Annotated in this window: 21 protein-coding genes and 2 pseudogenes; 13 read left to right on the top strand and 10 right to left on the bottom strand. The window is 54.5% G+C overall.

The window, feature by feature from the left end; all coding sequences use genetic code 11:
- Positions 1–10: 10 nt before the first annotated feature.
- From ACNFIA_RS01380 to ACNFIA_RS01365, 4 genes are all read right to left on the bottom strand, one after another.
- Entirely contained in the window at positions 11–2,383 is a 2,373-nt protein-coding gene (locus ACNFIA_RS01380) for a tetratricopeptide repeat protein (RefSeq protein WP_416782619.1), read from the bottom strand.
- A 169-nt stretch (positions 2,384–2,552) separates the two neighbouring features.
- A complete protein-coding gene (locus ACNFIA_RS01375; RefSeq protein WP_416782618.1) occupies positions 2,553–3,833 on the bottom strand; it encodes a cytochrome c in 1,281 nt (426 codons plus the stop codon).
- Positions 3,830–5,419: a GMC family oxidoreductase gene (locus ACNFIA_RS01370; RefSeq protein ID WP_416782617.1), complete on the bottom strand. Its 1,590-nt coding sequence runs from the start codon at positions 5,417–5,419 to the stop codon at positions 3,830–3,832. The genes ACNFIA_RS01375 and ACNFIA_RS01370 overlap by 4 nt, the downstream gene beginning before the upstream one ends.
- Positions 5,420–5,421: 2 nt before the next feature.
- The gene (locus ACNFIA_RS01365) at positions 5,422–5,928 is read right to left on the bottom strand and encodes a sugar dehydrogenase complex small subunit (RefSeq protein ID WP_416782616.1); all 507 of its coding nucleotides are present in this window, start codon (positions 5,926–5,928) and stop codon (positions 5,422–5,424) included.
- Between the two features lie 210 nt (positions 5,929–6,138).
- On the opposite strand from ACNFIA_RS01365, the pseudogene ACNFIA_RS01360 reads away from it, so the two are divergent.
- The 6 genes and pseudogenes from ACNFIA_RS01360 to ACNFIA_RS01335 form a co-directional block, all read left to right on the top strand.
- Positions 6,139–6,654: pseudogene (locus ACNFIA_RS01360) on the top strand (thymidylate synthase); the annotation flags it as partial.
- Positions 6,655–6,788: 134 nt separating this feature from the next.
- Complete coding sequence (locus tag ACNFIA_RS01355; protein ID WP_416782615.1) at positions 6,789–8,036, top strand: tyrosine-type recombinase/integrase; 1,248 nt, start codon at positions 6,789–6,791, stop codon at positions 8,034–8,036.
- On the top strand, positions 8,033–10,381 hold the full coding sequence (locus tag ACNFIA_RS01350; protein WP_416782614.1) for a tyrosine-type recombinase/integrase: 2,349 nt from the start codon (positions 8,033–8,035) through the stop codon (positions 10,379–10,381). The genes ACNFIA_RS01355 and ACNFIA_RS01350 overlap by 4 nt, the downstream gene beginning before the upstream one ends.
- On the top strand, positions 10,378–12,447 hold the full coding sequence (locus ACNFIA_RS01345; protein WP_416782613.1) for a tyrosine-type recombinase/integrase: 2,070 nt from the start codon (positions 10,378–10,380) through the stop codon (positions 12,445–12,447). Before ACNFIA_RS01350 ends, ACNFIA_RS01345 begins: the two co-directional genes overlap by 4 nt.
- Positions 12,444–12,950 carry a hypothetical protein gene (locus tag ACNFIA_RS01340; RefSeq protein WP_416782612.1) on the top strand — a complete coding sequence of 169 codons (507 nt, stop codon included), beginning with the start codon at positions 12,444–12,446 and terminating at the stop codon, positions 12,948–12,950. Before ACNFIA_RS01345 ends, ACNFIA_RS01340 begins: the two co-directional genes overlap by 4 nt.
- Entirely contained in the window at positions 12,947–13,780 is an 834-nt protein-coding gene (locus tag ACNFIA_RS01335; RefSeq protein WP_416782611.1) for a thymidylate synthase, read from the top strand. The genes ACNFIA_RS01340 and ACNFIA_RS01335 overlap by 4 nt, the downstream gene beginning before the upstream one ends.
- A 144-nt stretch (positions 13,781–13,924) precedes the next feature.
- Here the strand turns inward: ACNFIA_RS01335 and ACNFIA_RS01330 are convergent, their stop codons facing one another.
- Genes ACNFIA_RS01330 through ACNFIA_RS01310 form a run of 5 tightly spaced genes read right to left on the bottom strand, consistent with a single transcriptional unit; the run spans position 13,925 to position 17,344 of the window.
- Positions 13,925–14,470 (bottom strand): arsinothricin resistance N-acetyltransferase ArsN1 family B, encoded by a 546-nt coding sequence (locus ACNFIA_RS01330; protein ID WP_416782610.1) that lies wholly within the window; start codon positions 14,468–14,470, stop codon positions 13,925–13,927.
- A gap of 7 nt (positions 14,471–14,477) precedes the next feature.
- Positions 14,478–15,179, bottom strand: a complete 702-nt coding sequence (gene arsH / locus ACNFIA_RS01325; protein ID WP_416782609.1) for an arsenical resistance protein ArsH — start codon at positions 15,177–15,179, stop codon at positions 14,478–14,480.
- Between the two features lie 13 nt (positions 15,180–15,192).
- Complete coding sequence (locus ACNFIA_RS01320; protein ID WP_416782608.1) at positions 15,193–15,663, bottom strand: arsenate reductase ArsC; 471 nt, start codon at positions 15,661–15,663, stop codon at positions 15,193–15,195.
- A 28-nt stretch (positions 15,664–15,691) separates the two neighbouring features.
- A complete protein-coding gene (locus ACNFIA_RS01315; protein ID WP_416782607.1) occupies positions 15,692–16,975 on the bottom strand; it encodes an arsenic transporter in 1,284 nt (427 codons plus the stop codon).
- Positions 16,976–16,996: 21 nt separating this feature from the next.
- Positions 16,997–17,344, bottom strand: coding sequence for a metalloregulator ArsR/SmtB family transcription factor (locus ACNFIA_RS01310; RefSeq protein WP_416782606.1), 348 nt, complete (start codon positions 17,342–17,344; stop codon positions 16,997–16,999).
- Between the two features lie 322 nt (positions 17,345–17,666).
- Here ACNFIA_RS01310 and ACNFIA_RS01305 point away from each other — a divergent pair, with 322 nt between their 5' ends.
- The 4 genes from ACNFIA_RS01305 to ACNFIA_RS01290 all read left to right on the top strand — a co-directional run bounded on the left by ACNFIA_RS01305 (position 17,667) and on the right by ACNFIA_RS01290 (position 23,226).
- Entirely contained in the window at positions 17,667–19,382 is a 1,716-nt protein-coding gene (locus tag ACNFIA_RS01305) for a hypothetical protein (RefSeq protein WP_416782605.1), read from the top strand.
- 362 nt (positions 19,383–19,744) lie between these two features.
- On the top strand, positions 19,745–20,692 hold the full coding sequence (locus ACNFIA_RS01300; RefSeq protein WP_416782604.1) for a hypothetical protein: 948 nt from the start codon (positions 19,745–19,747) through the stop codon (positions 20,690–20,692).
- Positions 20,693–20,697: 5 nt separating this feature from the next.
- Positions 20,698–21,141, top strand: a complete 444-nt coding sequence (locus ACNFIA_RS01295) for a hypothetical protein (protein WP_416782603.1) — start codon at positions 20,698–20,700, stop codon at positions 21,139–21,141.
- Positions 21,142–21,144: 3 nt separating this feature from the next.
- Entirely contained in the window at positions 21,145–23,226 is a 2,082-nt protein-coding gene (locus tag ACNFIA_RS01290; protein ID WP_416782602.1) for an AAA family ATPase, read from the top strand.
- A 562-nt stretch (positions 23,227–23,788) separates the two neighbouring features.
- Here the strand turns inward: ACNFIA_RS01290 and ACNFIA_RS01285 are convergent.
- Positions 23,789–24,385, bottom strand: coding sequence for an antitoxin Xre/MbcA/ParS toxin-binding domain-containing protein (locus tag ACNFIA_RS01285; protein ID WP_416782600.1), 597 nt, complete (start codon positions 24,383–24,385; stop codon positions 23,789–23,791).
- Between the two features lie 140 nt (positions 24,386–24,525).
- On the opposite strand from ACNFIA_RS01285, the gene ACNFIA_RS01280 reads away from it, so the two are divergent.
- The 3 genes and pseudogenes from ACNFIA_RS01280 (at position 24,526) to ACNFIA_RS01270 (ending at position 26,788) form a co-directional block, all read left to right on the top strand.
- Positions 24,526–24,855 (top strand): helix-turn-helix domain-containing protein, encoded by a 330-nt coding sequence (locus ACNFIA_RS01280; protein WP_416782599.1) that lies wholly within the window; start codon positions 24,526–24,528, stop codon positions 24,853–24,855.
- Positions 24,856–25,041: 186 nt separating this feature from the next.
- Positions 25,042–25,326 (top strand): annotated as a pseudogene (gene thyA / locus ACNFIA_RS01275) (thymidylate synthase); the annotation flags it as partial.
- 304 nt (positions 25,327–25,630) lie between these two features.
- A complete protein-coding gene (locus ACNFIA_RS01270; protein WP_416782598.1) occupies positions 25,631–26,788 on the top strand; it encodes an iron-containing alcohol dehydrogenase in 1,158 nt (385 codons plus the stop codon).
- Position 26,789 lies beyond the last annotated feature (1 nt).

Below are 26,789 nucleotides of genomic sequence, written 5' to 3'. Positions count from 1 at the left end.
GTCGGAAATGTCACTCACGCTTGAGGGATGGATCATCGGGGTTCTGCTGCTCCAGCTCCGCGGTGAACTGCTGCACCTTCTGGAACTGCCCGGCTTGGCGCAGGTAGTCGAGCAGCGCCAGGCGCGCGGCGCGGTTGGCCGGGTGCTTCTGCAGCAGGGTTTCCAGCTCGTGGCAGGCGCCGTCCAGGTCGCCGCTGTCGTGCAGGGCGATGGCCAGCACATAGCGGAACTGGTCGTCGTCCGGGGCGAGCCGCACGGCTTCGCGCAGCTCCTTCAGGGCCTGGGCCTTCTGCCCCGCGCGGACCAGGGCGAGGCCGTTGACGTGGTGCAGCAGGCCGGCAGCGGGATACAGGCGCAGGCTCTCGTCCAGCCACTGGCGGGCCTCGCTGGCTCGGCCGGCGGATTCCAGCCATTGGTAGAGGCTGACCCGCGCCGGCAGGTAGCCGGCGTCGCGCGCCAGTGCCGCGCGCAGGGCGGGCTCGACGCGCTCGGCGCGGCCGGTCAGGTCGTAGAGGTTGGCCAGGTTGAGGTTGGCGTCCGCCCGTTCGGCAAGGTCCTGCTGGACTTGCTCGTACTCCGCCAGAGCGGCCTGCAGTTCAGCGTCGATGTCGGCGCGCTGCGCCGGCGGCAGCTGCGCCAGTTGCCAGGTCGCCGCGAGGCGCACGGCGCGGATCGGGTCACGCAGCAGCGGGGCGAGCAACGGCAATTGCTGCGCCGGCGCGGCGAGCGCGGGGAGCGCCTCGATGGCGCTGTGGCGCACCAGCGGATCGGCATCCTTCAAGCCCAGGGCGACCAGCTCCTGCGAGCGCGGGCTGGGGTAGCTGGGCAACTCGGCGAGCAGCGTGGCCCGGCGGATCGCCGGCAGGTCCGTGGTGGCCAGCAGCAGGTGCAGCGCGCGGGAGGCGCCGGGCTTGCCGTTGCGCGCTTTCCACAGGGTGTCGTCGTAGCGCGGCGGCGGGTTGCTGGAGGCGTTGGGCTTGGCCGGCAGTTCGTTGGCGAACCACTGGCGGAAGGCCGAGCCCAGCTGCTTGCCGGGCATGTCGCGGTGGCAGGCCTGGCAGGCGTCCGGTGCGCCGATGCGGCGCGCGTGCACCGGGTCGGGCAAGGTGAAGCCATGATCGTGGCGGTAGTCGTTGCCCATGTAATAGCGACCGGGCATGTGGCACGCGGTGCACTGGGCACCAGGGCTGCCGGGCGCATGGTGATGGTGCTCGGGGGCGTCGTAGTGCTTCGCCTGCAGGGCCTTGCCGTCGATCTGCGGGCGGATCGCCTTGCCGGTGCTGTTGTGGCATTGCAGGCAGACGCCATTGCCCGGCGCCTTCAGCTCGCCGCTGTGGGGGTTGTGGCAGTCGGTGCACTGCACGCCCTTGGCGAACATCGTGCTCTGGGTAAAGGAGCCCCATTCGAAGACTTCGTCCTTGATCTTGCCGTCGATCTCGTAGAGCTCGCGGGTCAGGGTGCTGGGCAGGTAGTCGTCCATGAAGCGGTGAGTGTTCCGCGAGCCATCACCCAGTGGTGCGCGGCGGGCGTGGCAGCGCGCGCAGGTTTCGACGAGGGTGGTCTGGCTGGCGTTCTGCAACGGCACTTCGAAGCCCTTGTCGGCGCTGCGGTCGGGTTTCTGCGCCCATTCCAGGTGCCTGGATGCCGGCCCATGGCAGGCCTGGCAGCCGACGCCGAGGCTGTTCCAGTGGCTGGCGAAACGGTCGGTGGCGGCGTCGTAGTTGCGCGTGAAGCCGGTGGTGTGGCACTCGACGCACATGAAGTTGGCGTTCTGCGCCGGGCGGGTCCAGTGCAGGTCGTCCCGGAAGTCGATGCGTTGGCTGGCAGGCAGCTGGAACCACTGGTGCTTGCGGCTATCCCAGGCGACGCCGAGGGCTTGCAGGCGCCCGCCGGGGTAGTCGATCAGGTACTGCTGCAGCGGATCGATGCCGAATGTGTAGGCCACCTTGAAGTCCGCCGGCTTGCCGTCGGCGCCGGGGGTATTGACCCAGTAGCTGCCGTCCTTGCGGTAGAAGCGGGTGGTCTCGGGGTCGCCCTTGAAGGTGACGTTCTCGAAGTTGCCCAGCACAGCGCCGTCGCTGGCCGGCTTCATCGCCTGGGCGTGATGCGAGCCCTGCCAGGCCGTGGACTGCTCGGCGTGGCAAGCCTGGCACTGCTGTTCGTTCACCAGGCTGGGCGCTGCCGGTGGTGCGGCGACAGAGGTGGCCGCGGGCTGGGCGGTGGGCTGTTGTACGGTGGGCGGGGGCGGCAGGGGCGCGCTGTCCCGCTGCATCCACCCCCAGAGGCCGAGGGTCAGCGCCAGCAGCACCGCGGCGCAGGCCGCCAACCAGCCACCGCGGAGGCGGGGCGTCGGGCGGGAGGCGGGCGGCTTCGGCTGTGGCATGGGACTTCCGTTGTTCGCTGGCAAGCCGGCGCAGCTTCGGCGAGGGGCGCCGGCCTGTCAACGCGAAGCGCTTTGCAGGCGTTGACCCGCTCCCTCCGGGCGAAGGTCAGGGTGAGGGGAAGCCAGGGCGCGCCTGTCCGCCGTCAAGCGAGGGCAGGGGCATCTCGTCTCAAGGCTGGCGAATCTCCGCGACCCGCGCGCTGTCCACCTTCACCTCGGGGTTGCCGAATTGCGCGGTGAGGTAGTTCACCAGGGTGGCGATCTGTTCGTCGTTGAGCGTGCCGGCAAAGCCGGGCATGAACACGTCCTCGTTGCCCACCTTGCGGTGCACGCCGCCGAGCACCACCTGCACCAGGTTGTCCGGTTGCAGGGCGCCGACCGCGCTGTTCTTCAGCAGCATCGGGTAGTAGCCGTCCTTCACCCCTTCGCCGCTCCAGGAGTGGCAGCTGGCGCAGTTGCCCAGGTACAGGCGCGCGCCGTCGTCGTGTTTCTGGGCAGCGAAGTCCTGGCCGCGCAGGGTGACCACGTCGTCCGCCGGCGTGCCCCAGGCGAAGCGCGCCTTGCGCTCGCCATCGCTGACCGCCGGCACGCTGCGCAGGTAATTGGCGATGGCCTGCAGGTCGGCGTCGGTCATGTACTGGAAGCTGTGTTCCACGGCTTCCGCCATGGGCCCGGCGGCCTGGGCCTTGCCCGGTATGCGGCCGGTCTTGAGGTACTGGACGATGTCCGCGTCGCTCCAGCCGCCGATGCCGCTGTGGGTGTCCGGCGTGATGTTGAAGGCATACCAGCCGCCCAGTGCGGCGCCGGCGAGGAAGCCGGTGCCGCGTTCGTCCATGGCCTTTTCCTGGAACGCCATGCCGCGCGGCGTGTGGCAGGTGCCGCAGTGAGCCAGGCCCTGGACCAGGTAGGCGCCGCGGTTCCAGGTCGGGCTCTGCTTCGGGTTGTCCTGGTAGACCGTGTCGTCGTGGAACAGCAGGTTCCAGATCGCCAGCGGCCAGCGCATGTTCAGCGGCCAGGCGATGTCGGAGTCCTGGTTGGGCTGGGCCACGGCCTGCACGCCGCCTTCGAGGAACCAGGCGTAGAGCGCGCGCATGTCCTCGTCGGTGATCTTCGCATAGGCGGTGTAGGGCATCGCCGGGTAGAGCCGGGTGCCGCCCTTGGCCACGCCTTCGCGCACGGCGCGGGCGAAGTCGTCGTAGCTGTAGCTGCCGATGCCGGTCTTCGGGTCGGGGGTGATGTTGGTGGAGTACACCGCACCCAGCGGCGTGGCCAGCGGCAGGCCGCCGGCGAAGGGCTTGCCGCCCGGCGCGGTGTGGCAGGCCGCGCAATCGCCGGCGCGGGCCAGGTATTCGCCGCGCTGCAGCAGGTCCGCCGGCGCCGGATCGAGGGCCTTGGCCGCCTGGCCGGCCAGCGGCGTGGCCAGCAGGGCGAGGAGGATCAGTCGTTTCATGCCGTGGCCTCCCGCTTCAGGTGCTCAGCCAGGCGCAGGGCCAGGGCGGCGATGGTCAGGGTGCAGTTCACCGAGCCGACGGTGGGCATCACGCCGCTGCCGGCGATGAACAGGTTGGGGTGGTCATGGGTGCGGCACTGGGTGTCCACCACCGAGTCCTTCGGGTCTGCGCCCATCAGCACGGTGCCGGTGATGTGGTTGTTGTTGGCGAAGTTGTCGATGAACTGGATGTCCTCCCCGCCCAGCAGCTTCGCGGCGTGGGCATAGACCTCGCGGGTGTGCACCGCGCTCTTGCGCACGTAGTCGTCCATCGCGTAGGTGAACTCCGGCTTGGGAATGCCCGCCGCGTCGCGCTCGGTGGCGCTGGGCACGATGCGGTTCTCCGGGTGCGGGAGGATCTCGTGGAAGCTGTCGAAGCGCACGAAGCGCGCAGCGCGGTCGCGGATCTTCGCCTCCAGTTCGTGGCCCAGCAGCAGCGGCCCGTGGCGGATCAGCTCGGTGGCCACCTGGTCGGTGCGCGAGAGGTTGGACAGGTGGATCTTCTTCGAGGCGTACTCGCTGCGGAAGGCGCCGTCGCGGAAGCCCACCATGGAGGTCATCTCCTGCGGCCCGCGCCCCGGCCAGAGCTTCTCGTCGGCATAGAACTGCACCGCGGTGCCGGGGTGGTCCATGAGGTTGCGGCCGACCATGTCCGAGCTGTTGCCGACATCCGACATCAGCATCAGCTTGGGCGTCTCGATACCGTTGGCGGCGAGGATGAAGGTATCGCCCTCGACGCGTACTTCGTTGCCCTGCGGGTCCTTGTACAGCGCCGCGACGATCTTGCCGGCCTCGCCCTTTTCCAGCTTGAACACCACGGCGTTCTCGATCAGCCGGGCGCCGGCGGCCTCGGCCTTGTCGACGTGGACGATGCCGTTGTACATGGCGCCGATGGGGCAGATCGGCATGCAGTTGTTGTTGCCGCAGCAGGTCGGGCGGCCATCGTAGGGGCGGCTGTTGCGCGCCACCGGCTCGGTGACCACGCGGTAGCCGTTGGCGTTGAGCAGGGTCTTGATGCGCTGCTCGTTCCACGACAGCGGCAGCGGCGGCATCGGGTAGGGCTGGCTGCGCGGCGAGTCGAGTTCCTCGTCCGCCGGGCCCCAGACGCCCAGTTCCTCCTCGGCGCGCTGGTACCAGGGCTCCAGCTCGGCATACTCGATGGGCCAGTCGCGGCCCACGCCGTACAGGCTGCGCAGCTTGAAATCGTTGGGCAGAAAGCGCCAGGCGGACGCCGCCCAGTGCCAGGTGGTGCCGCCCACGGCGCGGATGTACTGCACGTCGTAGGGGTGTTCGCCCTTCTGGATCAGGTAGTGGTTGTCCGGCTTGAACTGCGGATGCGGGGCGTGTGGGCTGGAGGGGTAGGGCGCCTGGTTGTCGGACTTGTCCGGCTGGTTGCGGAAGCGCTCGACGATCTCCCAGCGGCCCATGCGCGGGCCGGCCTCGAGAATCAGCACGTCCTTGCCGGCGAGCGCCAACTGATGGGCGACCAGCGCGCCGGCCACGCCGGAGCCGACCACCACGAAATCCGCGCGTTGCGTCTGTGCCATGCTCAGGCCCCCCGCTCGACGGGCTGCGCCGCCCAGAAACCCGGCTGGTTCGGGCAATAGCTGCGGATCACCAGCACATCGTCCACCGCGCGAAACATCAACGCCTGCTCGTAGGTGACCACCGTGGCGTTGTTGTCATCGCCGATCTGCCCCAGGTACCAGCCGCCGAGAATCTGCCGGGCCAGCCATTGCTGGCGCTCGCTCCAGCTGTCCGGGGCGTCGCCCAGGCGTTCGAGCAGTTCGGCCAGGCTCTGCTTGAGCGCGGTGTCGCGCTGCGCCAGGGTCTGGAACAGGCGCTGGCCGATGCGCGGGTCGAGGTTGCTGCGACCGGTCAGACGCTGGGACAGGGTCATGAAGCCCTCCAGCTCCGCCTCGGCCTGCGGCGTCAGCGCGGCCCAGGTGCGCCCGGCGGGGCTGAGCAGGACGCCGCCCAGGGCGGCGCTGGCGCAGGCGACCGCCAGCAGGCGGCGGCGTGAAAGGGGGAAGGCGGGCAGTGGTGCCTCGGACATGACGACCTCTCTTGCAACAGGCGAACGGTTGGAAAGCGCGGTCTGTCGCCGCTCGAATCGGGTGTTGGTCGGCCAGGGTGGCGATACCGGGCCCAGGCCCTTAGTATTGCCGCTTGTTCAGATTCTGCCGGGCGAATCGTTCTGCCGGCGGCCCACCCCGGAGCCGCGCCGCAGAGCCTCACCGACCGGCTTTTGGGTGAAACCGCAGCGATGAAACAGTACCTCGACCTCATGCGCCACGTGCGCGAACACGGCACCTTCAAGAGCGATCGCACCGGCACCGGCACCTACAGCGTGTTCGGCTACCAGATGCGCTTCGACCTCGCCGACGGCTTCCCGCTGGTGACCACCAAGAAGTGCCACCTCAAATCGATCATTCATGAGCTGCTGTGGTTCCTCAAAGGTTCGACCAACATCGCCTACCTGAAGGAAAACGGCGTCTCGATCTGGGACGAATGGGCCGACGAGAACGGCGACCTGGGCCCGGTCTACGGCTACCAGTGGCGCTCCTGGCCGGCGCCGGACGGCCGCCATATCGACCAGATCGCCAACCTGATGGCCATGCTGAAGAAGAACCCGGACTCGCGCCGCCTGATCGTCTCGGCGTGGAACCCCGCGCTGATCGACGAAATGGCCCTGCCGCCGTGCCACGCGCTGTTCCAGTTCTATGTGGCCGACGGCAAGCTCAGCTGCCAGCTCTACCAGCGCTCGGCCGACATCTTCCTTTTACGACCCCTTCTCAAAAATGCACAGTACGTGATGGTTGCGTAAAAAAATTTGCCTTTCGACGGTGTTTATTGTGCCATTAAGAAAATGCACATTATGTATAGTGGTTGTCTCGGTCGAAGGGATTGATGCGAATGAAGGTACTGGCGGTACGAGGAAATTCCCTAAATCTTAGGGATTCACCGGTTCGGGAAGAAAGGAACGCTGGTGAGCCTTGTCTCGAAGGCACGAAGAAGCTCACAGGGGTGGCTGTATTTGATGACGAAGAGCGGCTACTTCCCTTGGTCTCAAGCTTCTTATCGCATGGGCTCAAGAATGGCTTGATGTCATACGAATCCTGTCTGACGTATGGCAAGAACATAAGCTACTTCCATCAGTATCTCTTAACTCGAAGAGAGTTTGCTGATTGTGAGCGGGACACGGCCATGCTAGAGGTTCGTACGCACGCAATCGAAGAGTATTTCTCCCACTTACGCGAAGACGAAGAGTTGTCTCAAAAGACAATACGTAATAGAGACTCGTCTTTGATGGCCTTCTTCAATAAATACCTTTGCCGTGGAGTGGATGATGTACCAGCTCCGAGAAGTGCGATAAATCCATATTCCGATGGCTTGCTCTCTCCACGGCCAATGAAAAGGCTTGTAAGTGCCTGTTCGATTTCAGACTTGAAGCAGTTGATGCTTTCGACCAAAAGCGAGCGAGAGCGATGCCTTCTCCAGTTTATTTATGACACTGGCGTGAGACGCTCAGAGGTTCCGCGCGTAACGCTAGCCGACATTGATGATGCGTTGGCTTTTCAGAACACACTATTCATATCGGGCGGTGTGACCGAGGCGGTAAATGCAGACTACTGCCCGCTCTACGTAGCAGGAAGTAAGGGGTATGCGGATGAAATTAAACCGCGAACGACCCTTGTTAGTAGGGCAACATTGCTGCGAGTTAAAAAATACCATAGCTCTCCTCTTTATAAAATGTACCGAAAGCAATTTGGGAAAGCTAATGAGACACCAGCGTTTCTGAATGCTGAAGGAAATGCTTACACGCCAAATTCTGTGACTAAACTTCTGGATAGGGTGTCCAGTCGGGCTGTTTCGAACTTGAAAATCTCCAAGAAAATATCCCCACATAAACTGCGACACGGCAATGCATACGCAATGCTACGAAGCCCAGATATAGGAACGGACTATCTGGACAGATTAGTTGCTGTTCAGAAGACGCTTGGTCATTCGGAGTTGGGTGCTACGGAGACATATACCCAAATCCCATACGACCTTTATCAGAAGCTCTTGCGCCCAGGCAGTGAGAGCAAAACCAAGGCGGGTGAAATGGAGGAGCTAGTTAAGCAAACACGCCTCCGCATCGACTTGGGTGACTCGAAGTGACGGAGAGGCAGAAAGGGGTAGAAATCGATTCTGTTATTCAGGGTTGGGTCACCCATTCTACAAAGAGTCGAGAGTCACTTCTGAAGGTGCCATTAGCTAAGAAGGGGCGCGAGCCCGTCTTGTCGTGGGCAGCTATCACAGAGCAGACTGGGTTGAGTGAGTCGTCAATCTCAAAGCGGATTCATCTGTTCGCACCAGTTCTTAGAGAAATGCGCTCACATGGGATTATTGTAGATGGCCATTCTTCCGCGGCGTGCGACTTTCGGCGGCGTTTGCTTTCTTGGTTCGAAGGCTTGTCCCCGGAAGAAAGAGCGAAAATTCCTGTCGCTGCTAATACGATAAAGTTTCGTGGTTACCTTGATGGCATAGAAGAGTTGAGTGGGTTGCGCGGTGCTAAAGGGAAATACGCACTAGTTCGTTCGACCTTTGACGAGATTCTTGATTCTTTAAGAGAAAGTGGAGTCCTTGATCGTGGCTATAGGACTGTTAAGCAGAGGAACGAGTCAAAAGAGGTTGTTAGTAGGGATAAGTCGCTAAAAGAGAAATTTTCTGATTTGCGAGGTCAGCAGGTAAAGCTAGTCTCGGAGCTGGGTTCGACTACGATAGAGCCTTATTTCAATTTGCTACATCTCTATAGTTTGTCCTCTTTGAAGAGCAGTAGCGACTCCGGGCAAGATAATTTCATTTGCGCATATAAGGCGATGCGAGATTGTCTGGTCTCTTCTGGGTTGACTGGATTGGAAGACATAAGGGAAATGATTACGCCGTATTCATTGCCTAGATTCAGGAGCTATCTCGAAGAGAGAATTATTGAAGGGGTCTATTCGAGCAGTCATTGTAGTTCGATGATGAGTGCGACTAGGGCAGTGATGAAACGTGTTGTCCAGATCGAAGGATTTGGTATAACCCACTTCATGGCGGCAGAGGGGTTTGATTCTAATCGAGAGACTGATAATTACAAACCTTATCCTAAAGCTGTTCGCGAGAATATATCTTTAGCAATTAATCAAGAGATAGACAGAACTAATGAACTCGCGCGGGAATATGTTCCAAGTGGCCTCGGACAAGACCCGCTTGATGAAAGTGGGCGGATTCGTCGCGGATTCCGTGTGCTTGATAGTGCGCGTTGGATATTCGAGAATAAATTAGGATTCAAGCCAATAGGATATAGAACGGCGGATAAAGATAATCCGTATCACAGGGCGTTCTTGGCGATACTTAATCATTTGGGCGCGTCCATTGAGCAGGTTTACCAAAGCTGGGGCGTTCTCTATCAAGTGGATTCAAGAGTCTTGGCGCCATACATGGCACGGCTGGCTCAGATTACAGGACTGAACGCTGACTCCCTTGTGGGTTTGGAACTGGATGATTTTGTACAGAGTCACGATCTGACAGGTAGGCCTTGTTTACGGTACTGGAAAGAAAGGTCTGATGGGGAGAAGCTATACCATCTTGACCTATTTCATGCGGACATCTCTTGGCTAACTACTTCTCAAGGGCTCGCTGTCAAGAAGTTGTTCGACGATGTTAAACTTCTTACAAAAGACATTCGGAAGTTAGCGCCAGAGTCCATTAGAGGGAAGTTGTTTATTTACCAATCTAGCTCCCCGAGAAAGTTTGGAGTCATTGATTCCGTCCAGGACTCAGATCGACTGATAAACCAGATGTTTTCAGAGTTCTCAGCAGATCATAATTTGCAAGACGAAAATGGAAACAAACTTAGGTTGTCTGCTTCACGCTTTAGACCAAGTTTCGTCAGTGAGCTGGTTGAGCGAGGGGTTTCTATTAGAGAAATTCAAGTTCTGCTTGGACACGCCAACATCACAACGACCCTTGCGTACTTGGATAAGATGGATTTCAATTTTTTTGCACGGAATGTCCTTAACAAGGCGTTACATGCAATGCATCAATCGACGCTGGATGATGCTAGTGTTCATATGTCTGAGAAGAAATCTGAACCACCTATCGGCCGAACCGCAATCAATACCGGGCTCGTTTCATGCAGAGATGTATTTGATCCTCCGGACTTCATTAAAAATTTAAAAGGTTATGACCCTAAAAAGCCATGCACGCTTTTAAATAAGTGTCTGTCATGTAGCAATAGCATTATCACGGTCTCGCATTTACCTGAGCTATTTGCAATGCGCAGGGAGTACCAGCATTTGATAGAGGTTAGTCGTGTGTTGGATACACCTTATGGCGAGGTAGTCCTAAGTAATCTGGAGATCTTAAACAGTATCTTGGACCCGGAGACTTCTGATTTCTCTCTGGAGGAGTTGACTCAAGCTGAACGCCTTTCGGAAAATATACATACCCAGGTTCTAGTGGAAAGGGTTCTGCTATGACTGAACACTTGACTCAAAAAATTAAGGAGTTCAGGCGCTGGCGCGTTGCTATACAGTTTATGATGGGGCGGGCCAATAGTGCTGTTGCCTCAGACGAACTTCAGTCTTTTGCTGCATTAGAATGGTACAGCGCTTTTCTAGCGCTGCCTGTGAGCAAATTGTCTAGGGCTGGAGATGCTATTTGGGATTTCAATGCTGATGAACCGACTGCTGCCAGAAACGTGCAAGGGGCGAAGCTGCGTATTGATTTTGAGAAGTTTCCTGCGATCAATAAGTTATCCTTGCTTGAAATAAAGTTGGCAATGCTCTGCTATCTCAAGATGCCATCTGTTATAAAAATATCCTCTGTTGCTCAAAGGATTGTAAAGGCTAATACTGCTGTTTCTTACTTCAAGGCTGGTCTTAGGTTTGTTAATACGATGGCTGGGCAGGCTAGAGAACTCCTGGTCGACGATTTTTTTGATGATGGCTATCACAGTATGTCCTGCCTCGATGTTGGCACATATCGAGAGGCAGCCAGGGTGCATCCCTACAGTTTTGGGCCAGATCTTAAAAAGTTTTTCAGCATCTTAAGATCTCCATTTCTTGAAGAGTATGTCTTTGGTGCTCCCTTGCCATATGTCGAACTAGAGAGCTTGCCTTGGACTAAAAGTGCTAAGGATGCGTTGCGCTCCGATAATTCCTATCGAATATTGCCGAACCATATATTCGAAAGAGCCTCGCGAGAAGCATCGTTCGCGGTAGTTGATTTTTTAGCTGCATTAAATGAAGAGGTCAAAGATACGGAATCGCTGACGCGATGCATTGCGAAAGGGTATTGCGCGGCGGAGATGAATGGATTAAGTCGCCGAAAATTTGATCTGTATGTCGCGATCCGTCTGCGTCGAAGAGGATACGATACACAAGGTGCTGAGTCCGCTCTCGGTGAAGTGTGGAGCGAGCTATATTCTGATCGCATACAGGGTGAGCTTAGATCCGCAAGTGGTTTAAGCGAGATTGCTGGAGAAAGTATAGATAATGAATTTAGGCTATATCTAAACTACGTCTGCTATAGCGCATGCTATCTTGTTGCGCAGTACACTGGGATGCGGCCATCGGAATTGGCAGAGATACTGGTTGATTCCTGCTTAGAGAAAGAGGGCGACTATTTTTTGATAGTCGGAAATGTAATTAAACATCGCCGGAACTTGTCAAGGCTTTTTGATGATAAGTGGATTGCTATTCCCATCGTTCAGGATGCGATTCAGGCAGCACGTTTTATCGCTAGGGTAAAACAGAATCCTTATCTATTTTCAAAGGTTGATACTATTGCGCAAGGTGAGGCCGCTAGTGCGATGTCCTCCAACGGTATTGCGCATCAGTTCAGCCTGTTCTTTATGGAGATTCTCTCCGATGAAGAATATGGTCTCTTAGAGTTTTCACCTTATACGCTCCGACATACTCTCGCATATCAGATGGCTAGAGCCGAAATTGGTCTTCCATTTATCTCTTACCAACTCAAGCATTTCGGAAACTTGATCGGCTCGTCAGGGCAGAACAAATCATTCAGCAGCGACACTCTCGGATATGGTGCGATTGCTGACATCCTATCGAAGGGCGGTCGATCTACTGGACGGACCCCTCGTGAGTTGGCGGAGCGAGAATATATAGAGAATTTTTGCGACCCGGACGGGAGCTTTGCGGGGCCTAATGCGGAAGCTCATCGAGCAAAGTTGAAGAAGACTTTCGACGGCTACATGGCTGCTGGTTACACCAAGGAAGAAGTCTTTGCTCAGATGGTAAAGAAGCGTCTGGCTGTCATTAACGTAGGTCAAGGATTTTGCTACGGAGGGCGCAAAGAGGACTTCGATGAGTCGCTTCCTTGTATTGGGTCGCTTCGTTGTAACCCAAATCGCTGCAAGAATGCGGTGGTGACGAAAGCCAATGCTCCAAAGTGGAGAGAAGTTTACTTGCAGAACTACCGTGCTCTTGCTGCAAATATTTTACCCGATCAAGAAGAGGCCCGCGCTGCAATGGATGAGGCCAAGAGCGTTTTGGAATACTTGGGCGAAGAGGTTGAAGTGTGAATACTCAAGCGTTCGATGAAAGGAATAAAAAGGACTTCGATAAAAACACAGAGATGCTTACTGAGGGGCTATTGCGAATTGCGTCTGAAAAATCTTTGAAGGCGACAGTTGCGGAGCTTAGCCGGATTACAGGGATTCATCGAAATACTATTCGTCAGCGTAAATGGCCGCTAGAACGTTTAGATGCAATTAAAGATAATCGAGAGTTGGATGCTCTTGCCGAAAAGATAAAAGTTGAAAAGAAGAAGGACGCTAAAAGTATATTGTCTGATAGGCTGGAAAAAAGTCGTCTAGAAGTTTTGTATTGGTTTGATAAGTATCAAGAGTCCGAGAGTAATTTTTTTACGCTAGAAAAACGTCTCAATTTGATTCGCGAATCAAGAGATTTTTATGTTAAAATGTATGAAGAAAAGTGCGAGAAAGTTAAAAGCCAAGAGGCTGAAATAGCTAAGCTACATGAGGCACTTAAACTAATTAGCTCCGGCTTTGAGGAATCGAAATGAAAGCCTATCAAGATCTTCTCTCTGATGTGCTTGAAAATGGTGTGCAAAAAGGCGATAGGACGGGTACTGGCACGATTAGTGTGTTCGGGCGCCAGTATCGCCATGATTTAGAAAAAGGTTTTCCGTTACTCACCACGAAAAAACTTCATTTCAAAAGTATTATCAATGAGATGATTTGGTTTTTGAATGGCGATACGAATACCAAGTGGCTCAAAGAGAATGGCGTAAGTATTTGGGATGAATGGGCGACCGAAGATGGTGATCTTGGGCCTATTTACGGGAAGCAGTGGACTGCTTGGCCGACTCAAGATGGTAAAGCTATTAACCAGATTGATTATGTTGTAAGTACGTTAAAGAACAATCCGAACAGTAGGCGAATTTTGTTTCACGGTTGGAACGTTGAGTACCTTCCAGATGAAAGCGTGAGTCCGCAAGAAAATGCTCGTAATGGGAAAATGGCGCTTCCACCGTGTCATCTGCTATACCAGTTTTATGTGGCTAATGGTAAGTTGTCCACGCAACTTTATATCAGGTCTTCAGATTTGCTGCTAGGTAATCCATATAATTTGGCAGGTGCCAGCTTTCTCACTCACATGTTAGCGCAGCAATGCGATCTTGGTGTTGGTGAGATAATAATAACTATGGGCGACGCGCACATATATTTGAATCATGTGGAACAGGTTAAGCTACAGTTGTCTCGTGAGCCTAGGTCGCTGCCCAAGTTGGTTATTAAGCGGAAGCCTGAGAGCATCTATGATTATAGATTCGAAGATTTTGAAATTGTTGACTATGACCCGCACCCACATATTCCCGCGCCTGTGTCAATCTGACTAGGGTAGTTTATGGAGGCGGATCGTCAGAGCCGCCCCGGCAAACGAGATTCGGAACTAGATGCGATTCGTTATCGATTATCTAATATGGATTGATTAGCTCGGGAGCTAATCTTTGATTTTTAGCTAATCGTTAGGCGGTGCTCATCCGGTAAGGTCCGGGTAGAGGAGAGGTTCGCTTGGTGGGCAGCTTTGCGGACCAAGCTCCAGGCGCCAGTAACCAACATCGTGCCATTTGCCGAGCTTGTATCCGACTGCTGGGAATGTCCCAACATGGTGGAAGCCCAGCCTCTCATGCAATCTGACACTGCCGGTGTTGGGCAGGGCGATGCCAGCATAGGCCGCATTGAATCTTTGTCGTGAAAGGATCGGAAGCAGAGCTGAATACAGGCTGCTGCCAACCCCAGTGCGTCGCTCGCTTTCTTCGATGTAGACGGTAACATCCACTGCCCACCGATATGCAGCACGAGCCCGGTGCTGGCTTGCATATGCATAACCGACCACTTGCCCGTCTCGTACTGCCACAAGATATGGGTAGGTTTTCAGTGTCGTGGTGATCCTTCTCCGCATTTCCTCAACGGTAGGTGGCTCCTCTTCGAAGGAGATCGCTGTACTGACTACCACGGGGGCATAAATAGCTTGGATCGCAGAGGCGTCCTCAGGGCGCGCTTCTCTGATGTCGATAGGCATGGTGACCTCAAATCGAGCGTTGGTTGACTCGGGTAGACAGTTCGTCGGCACTCTCCTTACGCTCCGAGTAACGATTCACCAAGAATTCCTGCCGGTCGCGCAGCAGCACCGTGAACTTCACCAGTTCTTCCATGACATCTACCACGCGGTCATAGTAGGCCGAGGGTTTCATTCGCCCCTCGTCGTCGAACTCCAGGTAGGCCTTAGGTATGGAGGACTGGTTGGGGATGGTGAACATCCGCATCCAACGTCCGAGTACCCGCAACTGGTTAACGACATTGAATGACTGCGAACCGCCGCAGACCTGCATTACTGCCAGAGTCTTGCCCTGTGTGGGGCGTAGGGCGCCGAGCGCCAGTGGAATCCAGTCAATCTGCGCTTTGAACACCGCCGACATTGCGCCGTGGCGCTCTGGTGAACACCAGACCTGGCCTTCCGACCACTGCACCAGGTCCCGAAGCTTCTGCACCTTGGGATGTTCTACCGGTACGTCGTCAGGTAACGGCAGACCAGACGGATTGAAGATGCGAGTCTCCGCGCCGAAGTGTTCCAGCAGACGTGCGGCTTCCTCAACTAGTAGACGGCTGAACGAGCGTTCGCGTGTTGATCCATATAACAGCAAAATGCGCGGTTTATGGTCGCTGGTTCGGGTCGCTGCGGGTGGCACGTCAAACAGCGAAAGATCGAGGTTGGGCAATTGCTCTGACATATGTTTCTCCTGCTCAGAGAGTGGCAATGCGATCCAACTCGCGTCTGAGTTCGTCGCTGCCGAGGGAGTCGAAAGGAAGGGCGAAGAAGGCCCGACAGCGCAACTCGATACGGGCCAGCGTGGCGCGGAAGGCGGCTTCGATTGCAGCCTCATCGCCCAATACATCAGATGGATCTTCCAGTCCCCAGTGGGACTTCAACGCCGGGCCGAAGTACACCGGACAGACCTCCCCAGCGGCCTTGTCACACACTGTGATGACAATATCCGGCGGATTGCTTTCGAAGGCTTCGTTGCCTTTGCTGCTCAGGCCTTCGGTGGAAATGCCGGCCTGTTGCAAAGTGGTGAGGCTGCGCGGTAGCACCTGCCCTTTAGGGAAACTGCCAGAGCTGATCGCCTCGAAGCCTTCCGGAGCCAGATGGTTGAATAGCGCTTCGGAAAGAATGCTGCGACAGCTGTTGGCCGTGCACATGAACAAAACTCGCATGGAGGGCTCCACCGCTTGGTTACGGACATCAGAGGCTCAGGCGCAATACCAGGGCCGAAAGGGTGATCAGTAGGACCGGTAAGGTCAGGAGGACACCAACCTTGAAGTAGTAGCCCCAAGTAATGTGCATGCCCTTGCGATCCAGAACATGCAGCCAGAGAAGTGTGGCGAGGCTGCCGATGGGTGTGATCTTCGGGCCAAGGTCGCAGCCGATCACGTTGGCGTAGATCATCGCCTCGCGCACCAGCCCCTCCGCGCTGCTGCCCTGGATTGATAGCGCGCCGATCAGCACGCTGGGCATGTTGTTCATCACCGAGGACAGCAGTGCCGTGAGCAGCCCGGTGCCGATGGCAGCACTCCAGAGCCCCTGTCCGGCAAGACGGTCGAGCAGGTGGGTGAGGAAGTCCGTGAGGCCGGCATTCTTCAGGCCGTACACCACCAGATACATGCCGAGGGAGAAGATCACTACCTGCCATGGCGCTTCGCGCAATACGCGGCGGGTGGAGATGCGGTGCCCGCGAGCGGCAACGGCAAACAGGATTGCGGCACAGACGGCGGCCACGGCGCTGACCGGGATTCCCAGCGGCTCCAGGGCGAACAGGCCAACCAGCAACACCACCAGTGTCCACCAGCCGACGATGAAAGTGGCGCGGTCGTGGATCGCCGCCTCCGGCTCCTTCAGTGCATCAAGCGTGTACTGCCTCGGAATGTCGCGACGGAAGAACAGGAACAGCATTAGCAGGGTGGCGGCGACACTGGCTAGGTTCACCGGCACCATCACCGAGGCGTATTCGGCGAAGCCCAAGCCGAAGTAGTCAGCCGAGACGATGTTCACAAGATTAGAGACCACCAACGGCAAGCTCGCGGTATCGGCGATGAAGCCTGCGGCCATGACGAAGGCAAGGGTCGCGGCGGGTGAGAAGCGCAGCGCGAGCAGAATCGACATGACTATAGGCGTGAGGATGAGAGCTGCACCATCATTGGCGAACAGCGCCGAGACGGAAGCTCCGAGCAGAACGCAGAAGGCGAACAAGCGGTAGCCGCTGCCGCTCGCCCAGCGCGCCACGTGCAGCGCGGCCCACTCGAAGAAGCCGGCTTCATCCAGAAGCAAGCTGATGATGATGACTGCGATGAAGGTAGCGGTGGCGTTCCAGACGATGGCCCACACGGTCGGGATGTCGTGCAGGGAAACAGCGCCGACAGCCAGGGCAATGATTGCGCCAAGGGTGGCGCTCCAGCCAACGCCAAGACCTTTAGGCTGCCAGATGACCAGAGTGAGGGTAAAAACGAAGACAGTAACGGCGATAAACATGAAGAACTCGTTTGATGAAGATCAGCAACAGGCAGAGGCTCGGATCGGACGGTCGTTCATGTTCTGCAAGCGACGGCTGTTGTCGGTAAGCCATGGCCCATTTGCTTGCAGGATCACCTGCAACATCTCTTTTACCCAGGCGGGAAGATCAGGATTAAGGCGGTAATAAACCCATTGACCTTGGCGGCGATCCAACAGCAGACCGCAGCTCCGCAGTTGTGCAAGGTGACGGCTGATCTTCGGCTGGTTGTCGTCTAGGGCGCACATAAGCTCGCAGACACAAAGTTCGCCGAGGCTGGCAATGAGCAGAGTGGCGCGGGCGCGGGTCTCGTCGGCAAGGCTCTTGAAGACCTCTGGAGGGCTGATCATGGGGTAGGCCTCAAATGTGGTAATTCGAATATACGGATATCCAGATATAGAAGACAACCCCGACGGTGTTGAACGTTGTCCATCAGGGGTGGGCCTGTGGAGGCTAGAACAGCTTGCGAGCCCTTGGAGATGCTGGGTCCAGAGCCTTTGACTCTAGGCTCATCGCGTGAGTAGCGGCGATCCCGTTCGGACGAGCGAGAAGTGGATGTTCAGTCGGACGGGCCTAGAGTGTTGGGCAGTCGGGACTCTTTTATGTTCTCAGTATATATTGAGCAATATAGTTGGACTCAGCGTCTGAATGATTGCAGGGAAGGGAGTTGAAATGCTGCAAGCTGCTACAGGGAAACTATTCACTTACGGTATTGATCGAACCAATGTCCTTCGAGGTGTGGTTTATACGAATATTAGCCTTCTCGCAGAAGATCAAGTTGATACAGCAATAGGAGTAATTCAAAGTCTCTCGTCTAGAAGTTTTCCCAATGTGTTGAGTTGCACCATAACCGAAAATATTGAGCTTACCGCTAACGGTCCAGGGGTGTTGGTCTCCAATTGTATTGATGTTTACATTCAGGATTTCTCCGATGTAGTGGCCTTTGTCCTTGGTGTGACATGTACGCCAGATATGAAAATGGCGGAAAGGATGCTAATAGAGAAAAGCAGGATTAGAAGGGATTCTGATAATCCAATACTTAATCGATATTTCTCGTCTGATGTTGTCGTAAGCTTGTCTGAGTTAACTCATTTGAAGTTGGTTGCGGCGGATCTAATAGGGTTGCGTCGCCCTCAATACTTGGCTGCTATCAAGGCAATCAGATCGTACATTACTGCTGTGTACAGATCTAAAGATGATCTCGACCTTGCATATACTCTGCTGATTATTTCTTTAGAGTCGCTTGTACAGAATTTTGATAACTACAAAACGTCTTGGGCCGACCTTAATGATTCGAAGAGAAAGCCTATCGATGAAGCCTTGGAAGGGCTTCCTGCTGACGCCTCCGAAGCAATCAGAGAGGCTATCCTATCCAGTGAGCATGTAGCCCTTAGTAGAAGATTTAAGCAGTTCGTCAGCTCACATGTGCCAATTGACTACTTCGGAAAACTGGCGGAATCGGAAGCTCGTCCCGTAGGGAAAAAGGATCTTGATGAAGCCCTGAGTAACTTGTATCAGACGAGATCAAAGTACGTCCATGAACTTGTCGCCCTTCCTCGGAATATGCACCATGGTACGGGGGCGGAGACCATCGTGGTCGATGGAAAGCTTCTATTTTCATTTCAAGGACTTCTGCGTCTGACAAAGGCCGTAATTCTTGAGTTCATATCAAGACAAGAGAAAATTGAAAGAGAGCCCTGCAACTACTCAGCAGACAATCCCAATATAATGACCGCCAAGCTGTGCCCTTCAATGTGGGTCGGCGATACTAGAGGTCTGAACCCACATAATTGTTTTGGATACTTCAATGGATTTGTCGATCTAATTGGGAAGTTTTATGAGGAGTATCCAAAAGGTAAGATTTACGACGTAAGGGAGGTAATAGGTGCTGGCTTGAAGTTTAAGGGGTTAAAGCTTGGTCAGAAACGGGCGCTGCTTGGCATGCACTTCATATTCAATAATTTTGTCCGTAGCGACCAGCAGTCAAAGGCAAAAATATCTAAGGGTGATATACATGCTATCACTGTGCCCTCGTTGGAGTCTTTAATTACGCATGCAATCCTAGGAGTGGACTCCGAATGGGATGTAAAAGAACACGAAAAATATTATAAGGCATATTATAAGCAGCGATTCAATAAGTCGGGGATATTGCTTTCTAATAAAGTTGAAGCATGTCTCGGTCTTGCACTGGCGGAGCGCTATAGGTTATCGGGGAATCTGAAAGAGTGCCTTGACCAAATACATGTCACTGCCGCCGATTATCCTTCACTTAGGAGTATCCGAGAGCTTGCGGTTGATTTTGATAGCGGAAACCCTATCCAGTGGATCTCCTTGATTTACCCTGAAACGAGAAAACCTAGGTCAACTCTTGAATGCATTGGACTTTAATCCAGCCAATAAGTGGTATGAGTTTTTTGCTGCGATTAGGGGGATTTTTTCGAGCAGGCGGGCAAGCGTTAGTCCGACCGCATGAGCATGTCTCGAAGCGGCTTACCGCTGCAATCTAGGTATAGCTTGTAGCGGCCCGTCGTCCTGCGATGCGGTTGGCGTTTGTCAGCATCGCAAATGATCAATCCGCACGGCTGTCTCTCCTGCCCCGTTGCCCTGTCCTATCCTTCCATGGGGCGACTCCCTCTGGCGTAGTGGCTCAGTGCTGGCCAGCCACCTTGCTTGTGCGTATTCTCTGCCTTACAGAGAGGCGATCCTCCTGCCCAAGGAGGGATCAGAGTGCTAAAGGACGGGAAGTACGAATGCACCTTACGAAGTTTGGCCCATTCGATGGAAACAGCTGGGAAGCCCTATTCCAGCTAATTTTCAAAGCAAAGCATATCGACGACGATTACCAGGAAATGCCGGCCTCTCCGGGAGATTTCGGCATTGAAGGTTTTGTCGGTCGAACTGGCGTAGCCTTTCAGTGTTACTGCCCCAGTAAGACATACGACCCAACTACACTCTTCAAAAAGCAAAAAGAAAAAATATCCAAAGATATAGAAAAGCTCAGGACTTACGAGTCGGAAATAAAAGAAAGGATCGGAGATTCTTTAATACATCGATGGATATTTATTACGCCCGAGATAGATAGGAATAAACTCCTAGTTCATGCGCAAGAGAAGGCGAAAGAAGCCAGGGGTTGGGGTTTAAGCATTCTTGGGCCTGAATTTGGGATTCTACTGCATGATGGGGATTTCTATGCTAGAGAGATTCACGAGCAGAAAAGCCTCACGGGTGAAGCTATATATGTAGAAGGCGTGTCTCTGACTTTGCCGGATTTAAATGGTGATTTGACCGAATACGAAGAACACATACTTCGCAAGTCAAAAATTCGTGTGGCTGCAAGCCAAGGCGCGGTAAGCGTAGATATGGCTGATCCGAGGCAAAAAGCCAAGGTCCAGCGAATTTATGCTAAGACAATGGACAATTTCTTGAGTTTTGGGCAGTTCCGCAGTGAGCTGGATACAATTTCCCCAGTGCTATTCCATAAAGTAGACCGTATCTTAGGGACGTTCGAGGGCGAGGTTTACGAGTGGTGCGATACCCTTCGAGCGACACCCGACGAACTGACAGAGAAGATAAAGAGCGACCTCAAGAGACGCCTTGAAGAGGAGCTTAAGTCTCATGTCGATTATGTTCTTAGCACTCGGATTGTGGAACATGCAGTTGCAAATTGGTTGGGCCTCTGCCAATTGGATTATGAGTAATCAAGATGGCAAAAGTAAAATTTACTAAGCGCCCATCCCCCGTTCTTGCCGAGCATCGCCCGCTTTATAAAGTCTCTCAGGCGCTTTTGATAATTGACATATGTGGCCGAGGCAAAAAATGTAGTCTAATAAAGCTACATCTTCTGAACTGGGCCTTAAAGTCCAGATCAAGAGTTGAGCTTCTGCAAAATGCTGTTCGGACAAAAAGTCTATCTCTGCCAGTATGGGGATTTGACCCAGCCCTTGCGATTGCACTTCAGCTCTCAGTCGAAGAAGGTCTTCTTGAAATTGAGGGGAACAGCATAGGTATTACCAAAAAAGGTGCCGACTTCCTAGCTGAGATCAATAAATATCATGATTCGCTCGCGGTGGAAAAGGACGCCCTTAAACTAATTGGAAAAGGCCTTACTGAACCAATGGTTTCCGGTGCTGCCAAGGGATGGGAATAAGTTATGTATATTAGAGCATTTAAGATAAGCATCGAGTGCGGTAAAGAAAATTTCGGATTTTATGAAACATTTTCTCGGGGGCTAAACATAATTCGTGGCTCAAACTCTTCTGGTAAGAGCACGATAGTAAACAGTCTTCTCTATAGCTTAGGTATGGAAGAGCTTGTAGGTGGCAAGAACGAAGGGGCTCTGCAATATGCTGTTCGCAACCGAATAGAATATGAAGATGAAACACATATAATAACTGACTCAAGTGTTTCTATTGAGATAGAGAATCAAGAAGGCCGGGTCGTAACGATCACGAGAACAATTAAGAGTGAGAAATTCAACTCGAAGTTGGCAAGAATTGTCGAAGGGCCAGTTCTGACCGAGGATCATGTTGGTCCAACCGAGTACAAATTTATTCACGACGGCTACAGTGCAGTATACCAAGAGGGATTCTTTACATTCCTAGAGCGTTTTTTGGGGCTTAGTCTGCCGGAGGTTTATGACTCTTCAGGCAAAAAGGTTAAATTATATCTTCAAGCAGTGTTCGCTGCATTTGCAGTTGAGCAAAAGAGAGGGTGGACTGATTACATTGCCAATATTCCTTTTTATAGTGTTCGTGACGCTCGAATAAAGGTTGTGGAGTTCCTTCTTGGGACCGACGTTTTCGAACAGCAGGCCATCAGGGCCGAGTTGGACATTGAATCTGATCGACTCAACAATGAGTGGAATGGGCTCTTTAAAAAGGCCTCTATTGAAGCAAGAGATCTAGGTCTGAAGTTAGAGGGTCTTCCTCCTCGGATTGTCTCAGACCTAGAGGCAGAAAATATTGTTGCCGAGAAGGTTGTTGATGGAAAGTCTCACCATCTATCCGCATTTGTGGCAAGTCTCCGGCGCAAACACGAGCAACTTGAAAAGCAGAATGGATCAATTACTGATGGGACTGATAAAAAAGTAGTTGAGAATATTGAGTCTAAGACAAATGAAATAAATAGCTTGGCTTTCAACTATGAAAATGCTTTAAGCAATCTGGCAATTCATAAAGCAACCCTAACTAATCATACCTTGATTGCACGGCAGGCAGCTGACGAGCTTGCGAAGAATCAGGTGGCTCAAAAGCTTAAAAAATATGGTGCTGAACTAGGACTTGAAACGGCAAGAGACTCATGTCCGACCTGTCATCAGCATATTGAAGACTCTCTGTCAGGAATGAACGAAATCGGAAGCAAGATGGATATCGATACTAATATTCGATATCTTGAAAGCCAAGCTAAAATGCTTTCTCGGCAAGAATCGGGAATTCGCCTGAAAATTGAAGAAGCAGAGCTGTCTGTAAAGGATTTGGGGGCTAGACTAGAAAGAGCGCGATCAATTCTGGCAGCACTTCGAGACGACGCCACTAAAGGGACAACATTCTCGCGGGCGATTTTAAAACAGCAACTGTTCATTGATATTGAGTTAGAGAAGATTGGGAAGTTCTCACTGAGTCTGGACGGCCTAATTCATGATTTTTCCGAACTCTCAAGGGGGCTGAAGAAAAATCAGGAGCGCAGAAATGCACTTTCTGCATTCCATTACTCTACAGAAGATCTATCCAGGATAGATTTGTTCTTTAAGTTGTTCAGGTCGAATGCGGGTGCTTTTGACTATCAAAGCGCCCCAATTAAAGATATTGAATTCGACAAGCATACTCTCCTTCCATATCTCGCCAAGATTGAACTTAGAGAAATCGTAGACACGCCTGCCGAGAAGAAAGAAAAAGAAGCAGCACCCAAAGATGGTGATATGGCTCAGAACTCAAGTGCGAGCGATTTTGTTCGCCTTATTTGGAGTTATATTATAGCTTTGTATCAGACCTCGGCTCATCCTACCGTCAAGGGAAATCATCCTGGGATAATTATATTAGATGAGCCTGGGCAACACTCTATGGCGACAAAGAGTCAGTTGGCACTGTTCAAAATGCTTTCCTCAGAGCCAGGATTGCAAGCAATAGTTGCAGCCTCTTTTGATGATTCCGATGCCGCGTTTAAGGAATCGACTAGCGGTGTTGAGTTTAAATATATTCGTCTTGGTGATAAATGCCTTGGCCCGCTAAGTTAGCTGCCAGGTAATAGGTGTCGCCCCGAAGGCGGCACCTGATGTTAAGTTGGAGCCTAGAAGCCGTCGGCATAAAAGCCGTACTGGGATACGAGTTCATGTAGCGCCGAGGATATCCGGGACTCTGCGTCTAGTTCATTTCGGGTGTATGACAAGGCCACGGCAATTAGCATTTGGAAGTCGTCTAATTCAGTCGGTTCATATGGCCAAACTTGAATATTCACGATATTCGCATCCCATGGGCTAGAGAGTTCTAATATTTCAAGCGATGGTTTATGTCTCTGCCACTCCGCGTACGAAATAGCATATGTGGGCTGAAGGCGATCAGCCAGCATGGTTCTGTGATCCAAGAAGGTATCGCCAGCCTCTACGATTTTAAGTGCGCCGGAATCTTTGATGTAGAAGTCGAATAGGCGCGGAGATGATATATAGCTCCGTACTAATTGAAGATTTACTGCGCCACTTGAGAACTCGAATGCAAGCTTGTCCTTAAGATGGTCGAGCAAATTTGGGTGATTAGCCATTTTCACACACATACTACGCGCTCCGTAGATTTTGCTTTACGCTACACATATACTCCATGTTCCAATTGATTTATTAATCTAAGTACCTCTCGGCAACCACCCACAGATCCAAGTAAATCAAGAGGTTTTTGGTTTCCCAGACCGCGAACCGGCTCTTGTATCCAGCGCAAAGCAATTTTGCCAAATAAGCCGATTATTGCGGCAACAGTCCCTGCATATGTAGGGCCATATCTGTGATAAGGGCCTTTATAGATATGGCCGATTGATGAATCATGTGTGCAGTGCTTAGTGCAACGTGTGCTCACCCACCCTTGTGTATTGATTGCTTGTCCAGGGTCACCGCAAATTTCGCACAAAGTCCCAGAAACTAGTTCTGCTATATCAATCATTAATTCTATGTTCTCGTCTCCACCAGACTTGTATATACGCAACAGACCGAATTTCTCTTTGACCTGTCTGAGGTGAACATCCATCGATTTCTCAGATGCGTATCGGTCAATCAACAGCATGACTCCATAAATTAGTCCAAACCAACCGTCTCCACATTCGAAGCCGAATAAACGGATTCCATCGGACTGGTCAATGCAAACCAATTTTGGAAAATGCGTCGTGAGAAAAGTGTCGCTGCGTTCTTGCATCTATGCCTCGTAACTGATTAGGCGGAATCTATTAACTGAGTGAATTTCGTCCGTGAGGTGTAGCTCTCATTAGGTGCTATCCCAAAAGCTAGCTAAGCAAGGGTGTCGAGGTCACATAATATTCTAAAAAATATGTACAAATGTACATAGCAATAGAGGGCGCATTCTGGCCCCATATTTTTCATTTGCCAAGAGCGATGAAGATAGAAAACGATATTGCTAGAGCGGTACGCGAGTTCCGAGACGTCTTAGACTTGGCTCAAACGAGCCTAGGGATGGATCAGGCCTACGTCAGTCGTGTCGAAAGCGGAAAACGGACGCCGACGCTTGCAAAGATTGAAGAGATTGCTGAATGCTTGGGCGTACATCCTCTTGCGATCCTAACTGCTGCCTACGTTGAGACTCATGCCGAATGGCGGGCCTTAGACAAGGTTCTCCAATCTCAGTTGAAGGCCGTGCTCCGACGTTAGCTGCCCCGCCTAGCCTTTATTGCGCGCCGCTTTACGTCGTCAGATGCGGGCCTATCAGCGAGGATTCGAGCCCAATGAGCAAAAGTTCTTGCTTCGTTGCTGTGCAAAATTCATACTGCACACAGTTAGAATCTGTTTGGATGGCATGTGCGGCTACGTAGTGTGCAGTAAGATGGGGTGGTAAGCTTCCTCGGCGTGCCCTTCAACATCGCCAGCTACGCGCTGCTGACGCTGATGGTGGCGCAGGTCGCCGGGCTGCAACCGGGCGAGTTCATCTGGACCGGCGGCGACTGCCACCTGTACGCCAACCACCTGGAACAGGCCGACCTGCAGCTGACCCGCCAGCCGCTGCCGCTGCCCACCATGAAGATCAACCCCGAGGTGAAGGACCTGTTCGACTTCCGCTTCGAGGACTTCGAACTGGTCGGCTACCAGGCCCACCCGCACATCAAGGCGCCGGTCGCCGTCTGACCTCTCCTCGATGAAAAAGGCCGGCGCAATGCCGGCCTTTCTCGTTTCTGCGAGCCGATTTTGTAGGAGCGGACTCTGTCCGCGATGTGCAACCGGCTGGCTCGGAGCGGCCGGAAATCGATCGCGGATGAATCCGCTCCTACGCCTATGAAATTTCCTACCGCAGCATTCATCTCGTGAATAACTGTTTCGCCTGGCGGTACGAGGTTTCATGAGTCCGCCCGGCATTGCTATGCTCCCCCGGCTGGCCGCGTGCAGCGGCCCACGGATTTTCCGCCGAACAACGACAAGACCGGGGACCGTCATGCAGCCTTTCAGCTTCGCCACCACCGCGCAGATCCTCTGCGAAAGTGGCTCCGCCGCCCGCCTGGGCGAGCTTTGCCGCGAGCGCGGCGCCCATCGCGTGCTCATCGTCACCGACCCGGGCATCACCCGCCTAAACATGCTCGATGGCGTGCTGCCGGGCTTCGCTGCGGCCGGCGTGGCGGTGGAAGTCTTCGACCAGGTGCTCGCGGACCCACCGGAAAGCGTGGTGCTGGAAGCCGCCGATCAGGCGCGCAGGATGGCGGCGCAACTGGTGATCGGGTTCGGCGGCGGCAGTTCGATGGACGTCGCCAAGCTGGTGGCGCTGCTGGCCCACCCCGGCGCGACCCAGGGCCTGAAGGACATCTTCGGTGTGAGCAATGCCCGCGGCCCGCGCCTGCCGCTGATCCAGGTGCCGACCACCGCCGGCACCGGCTCGGAAGTGACCCCCATCGCCATCGTCACCACCGGGGAAACCACCAAGATGGGCGTGGTCAGCCCGCACCTGCTGCCCGATCTCGCTGTGCTCGATGCCGACCTCACCCTCGGCCTGCCGCCGGCGGTCACCGCGGCTACCGGCATCGACGCCATGGTCCACGCCATCGAGGCGTACACCAGCAAGCTGAAGAAGAATCCGCTCTCCGACCTGCTGGCCCGCGAGGCGCTGCGCCTGCTGGCGCTGAATCTCGACGAGGCGGTGCACAACGGCGGCAACCGCGAGGCGCGCCAGGCCATGCTGCTGGGCGCCTGCCTGGCCGGCCAGGCCTTCGCCAACGCTCCGGTGGCGGCCGTGCACGCGCTGGCTTACCCGCTGGGCGGGCATTTCCTCATTCCCCATGGCCTGAGCAACGCGCTGGTGTTGCCGGAAGTGATCCGCTTCAATGCGCCCAATGCCGGCAAGCTCTACGCCGAGCTGGCGCCGCTGCTGCTGGGCGAGCGCCTGCGCAGCGACGCCGACCGCACCGAGCAGTTCATCGCCGAACTGGCCGCCCTCAGCCCGCGCAGCGGCCTGCCGTCGCGCCTGCGCGATGCCGGCGTGCCGGAGGACAGCCTGCCGCGCCTGGCCGCCGATGCGATGCTGCAACAGCGCCTGCTGGTGAATAATCCCCGCGAGGTCAGCGAGCGCGACGCGCTGGCCATCTACCGAGCCGCCTTCTGAG

Origin of the sequence: Pseudomonas sp. NY15437, from assembly GCF_048068435.1 — a bacterium.
Lineage (GTDB): Bacteria > Pseudomonadota > Gammaproteobacteria > Pseudomonadales > Pseudomonadaceae > Pseudomonas > Pseudomonas nitroreducens_B.
Note: the sequence above shows the minus strand (reverse complement) of the source record. Positions and strands in the feature narration are given on the sequence as shown.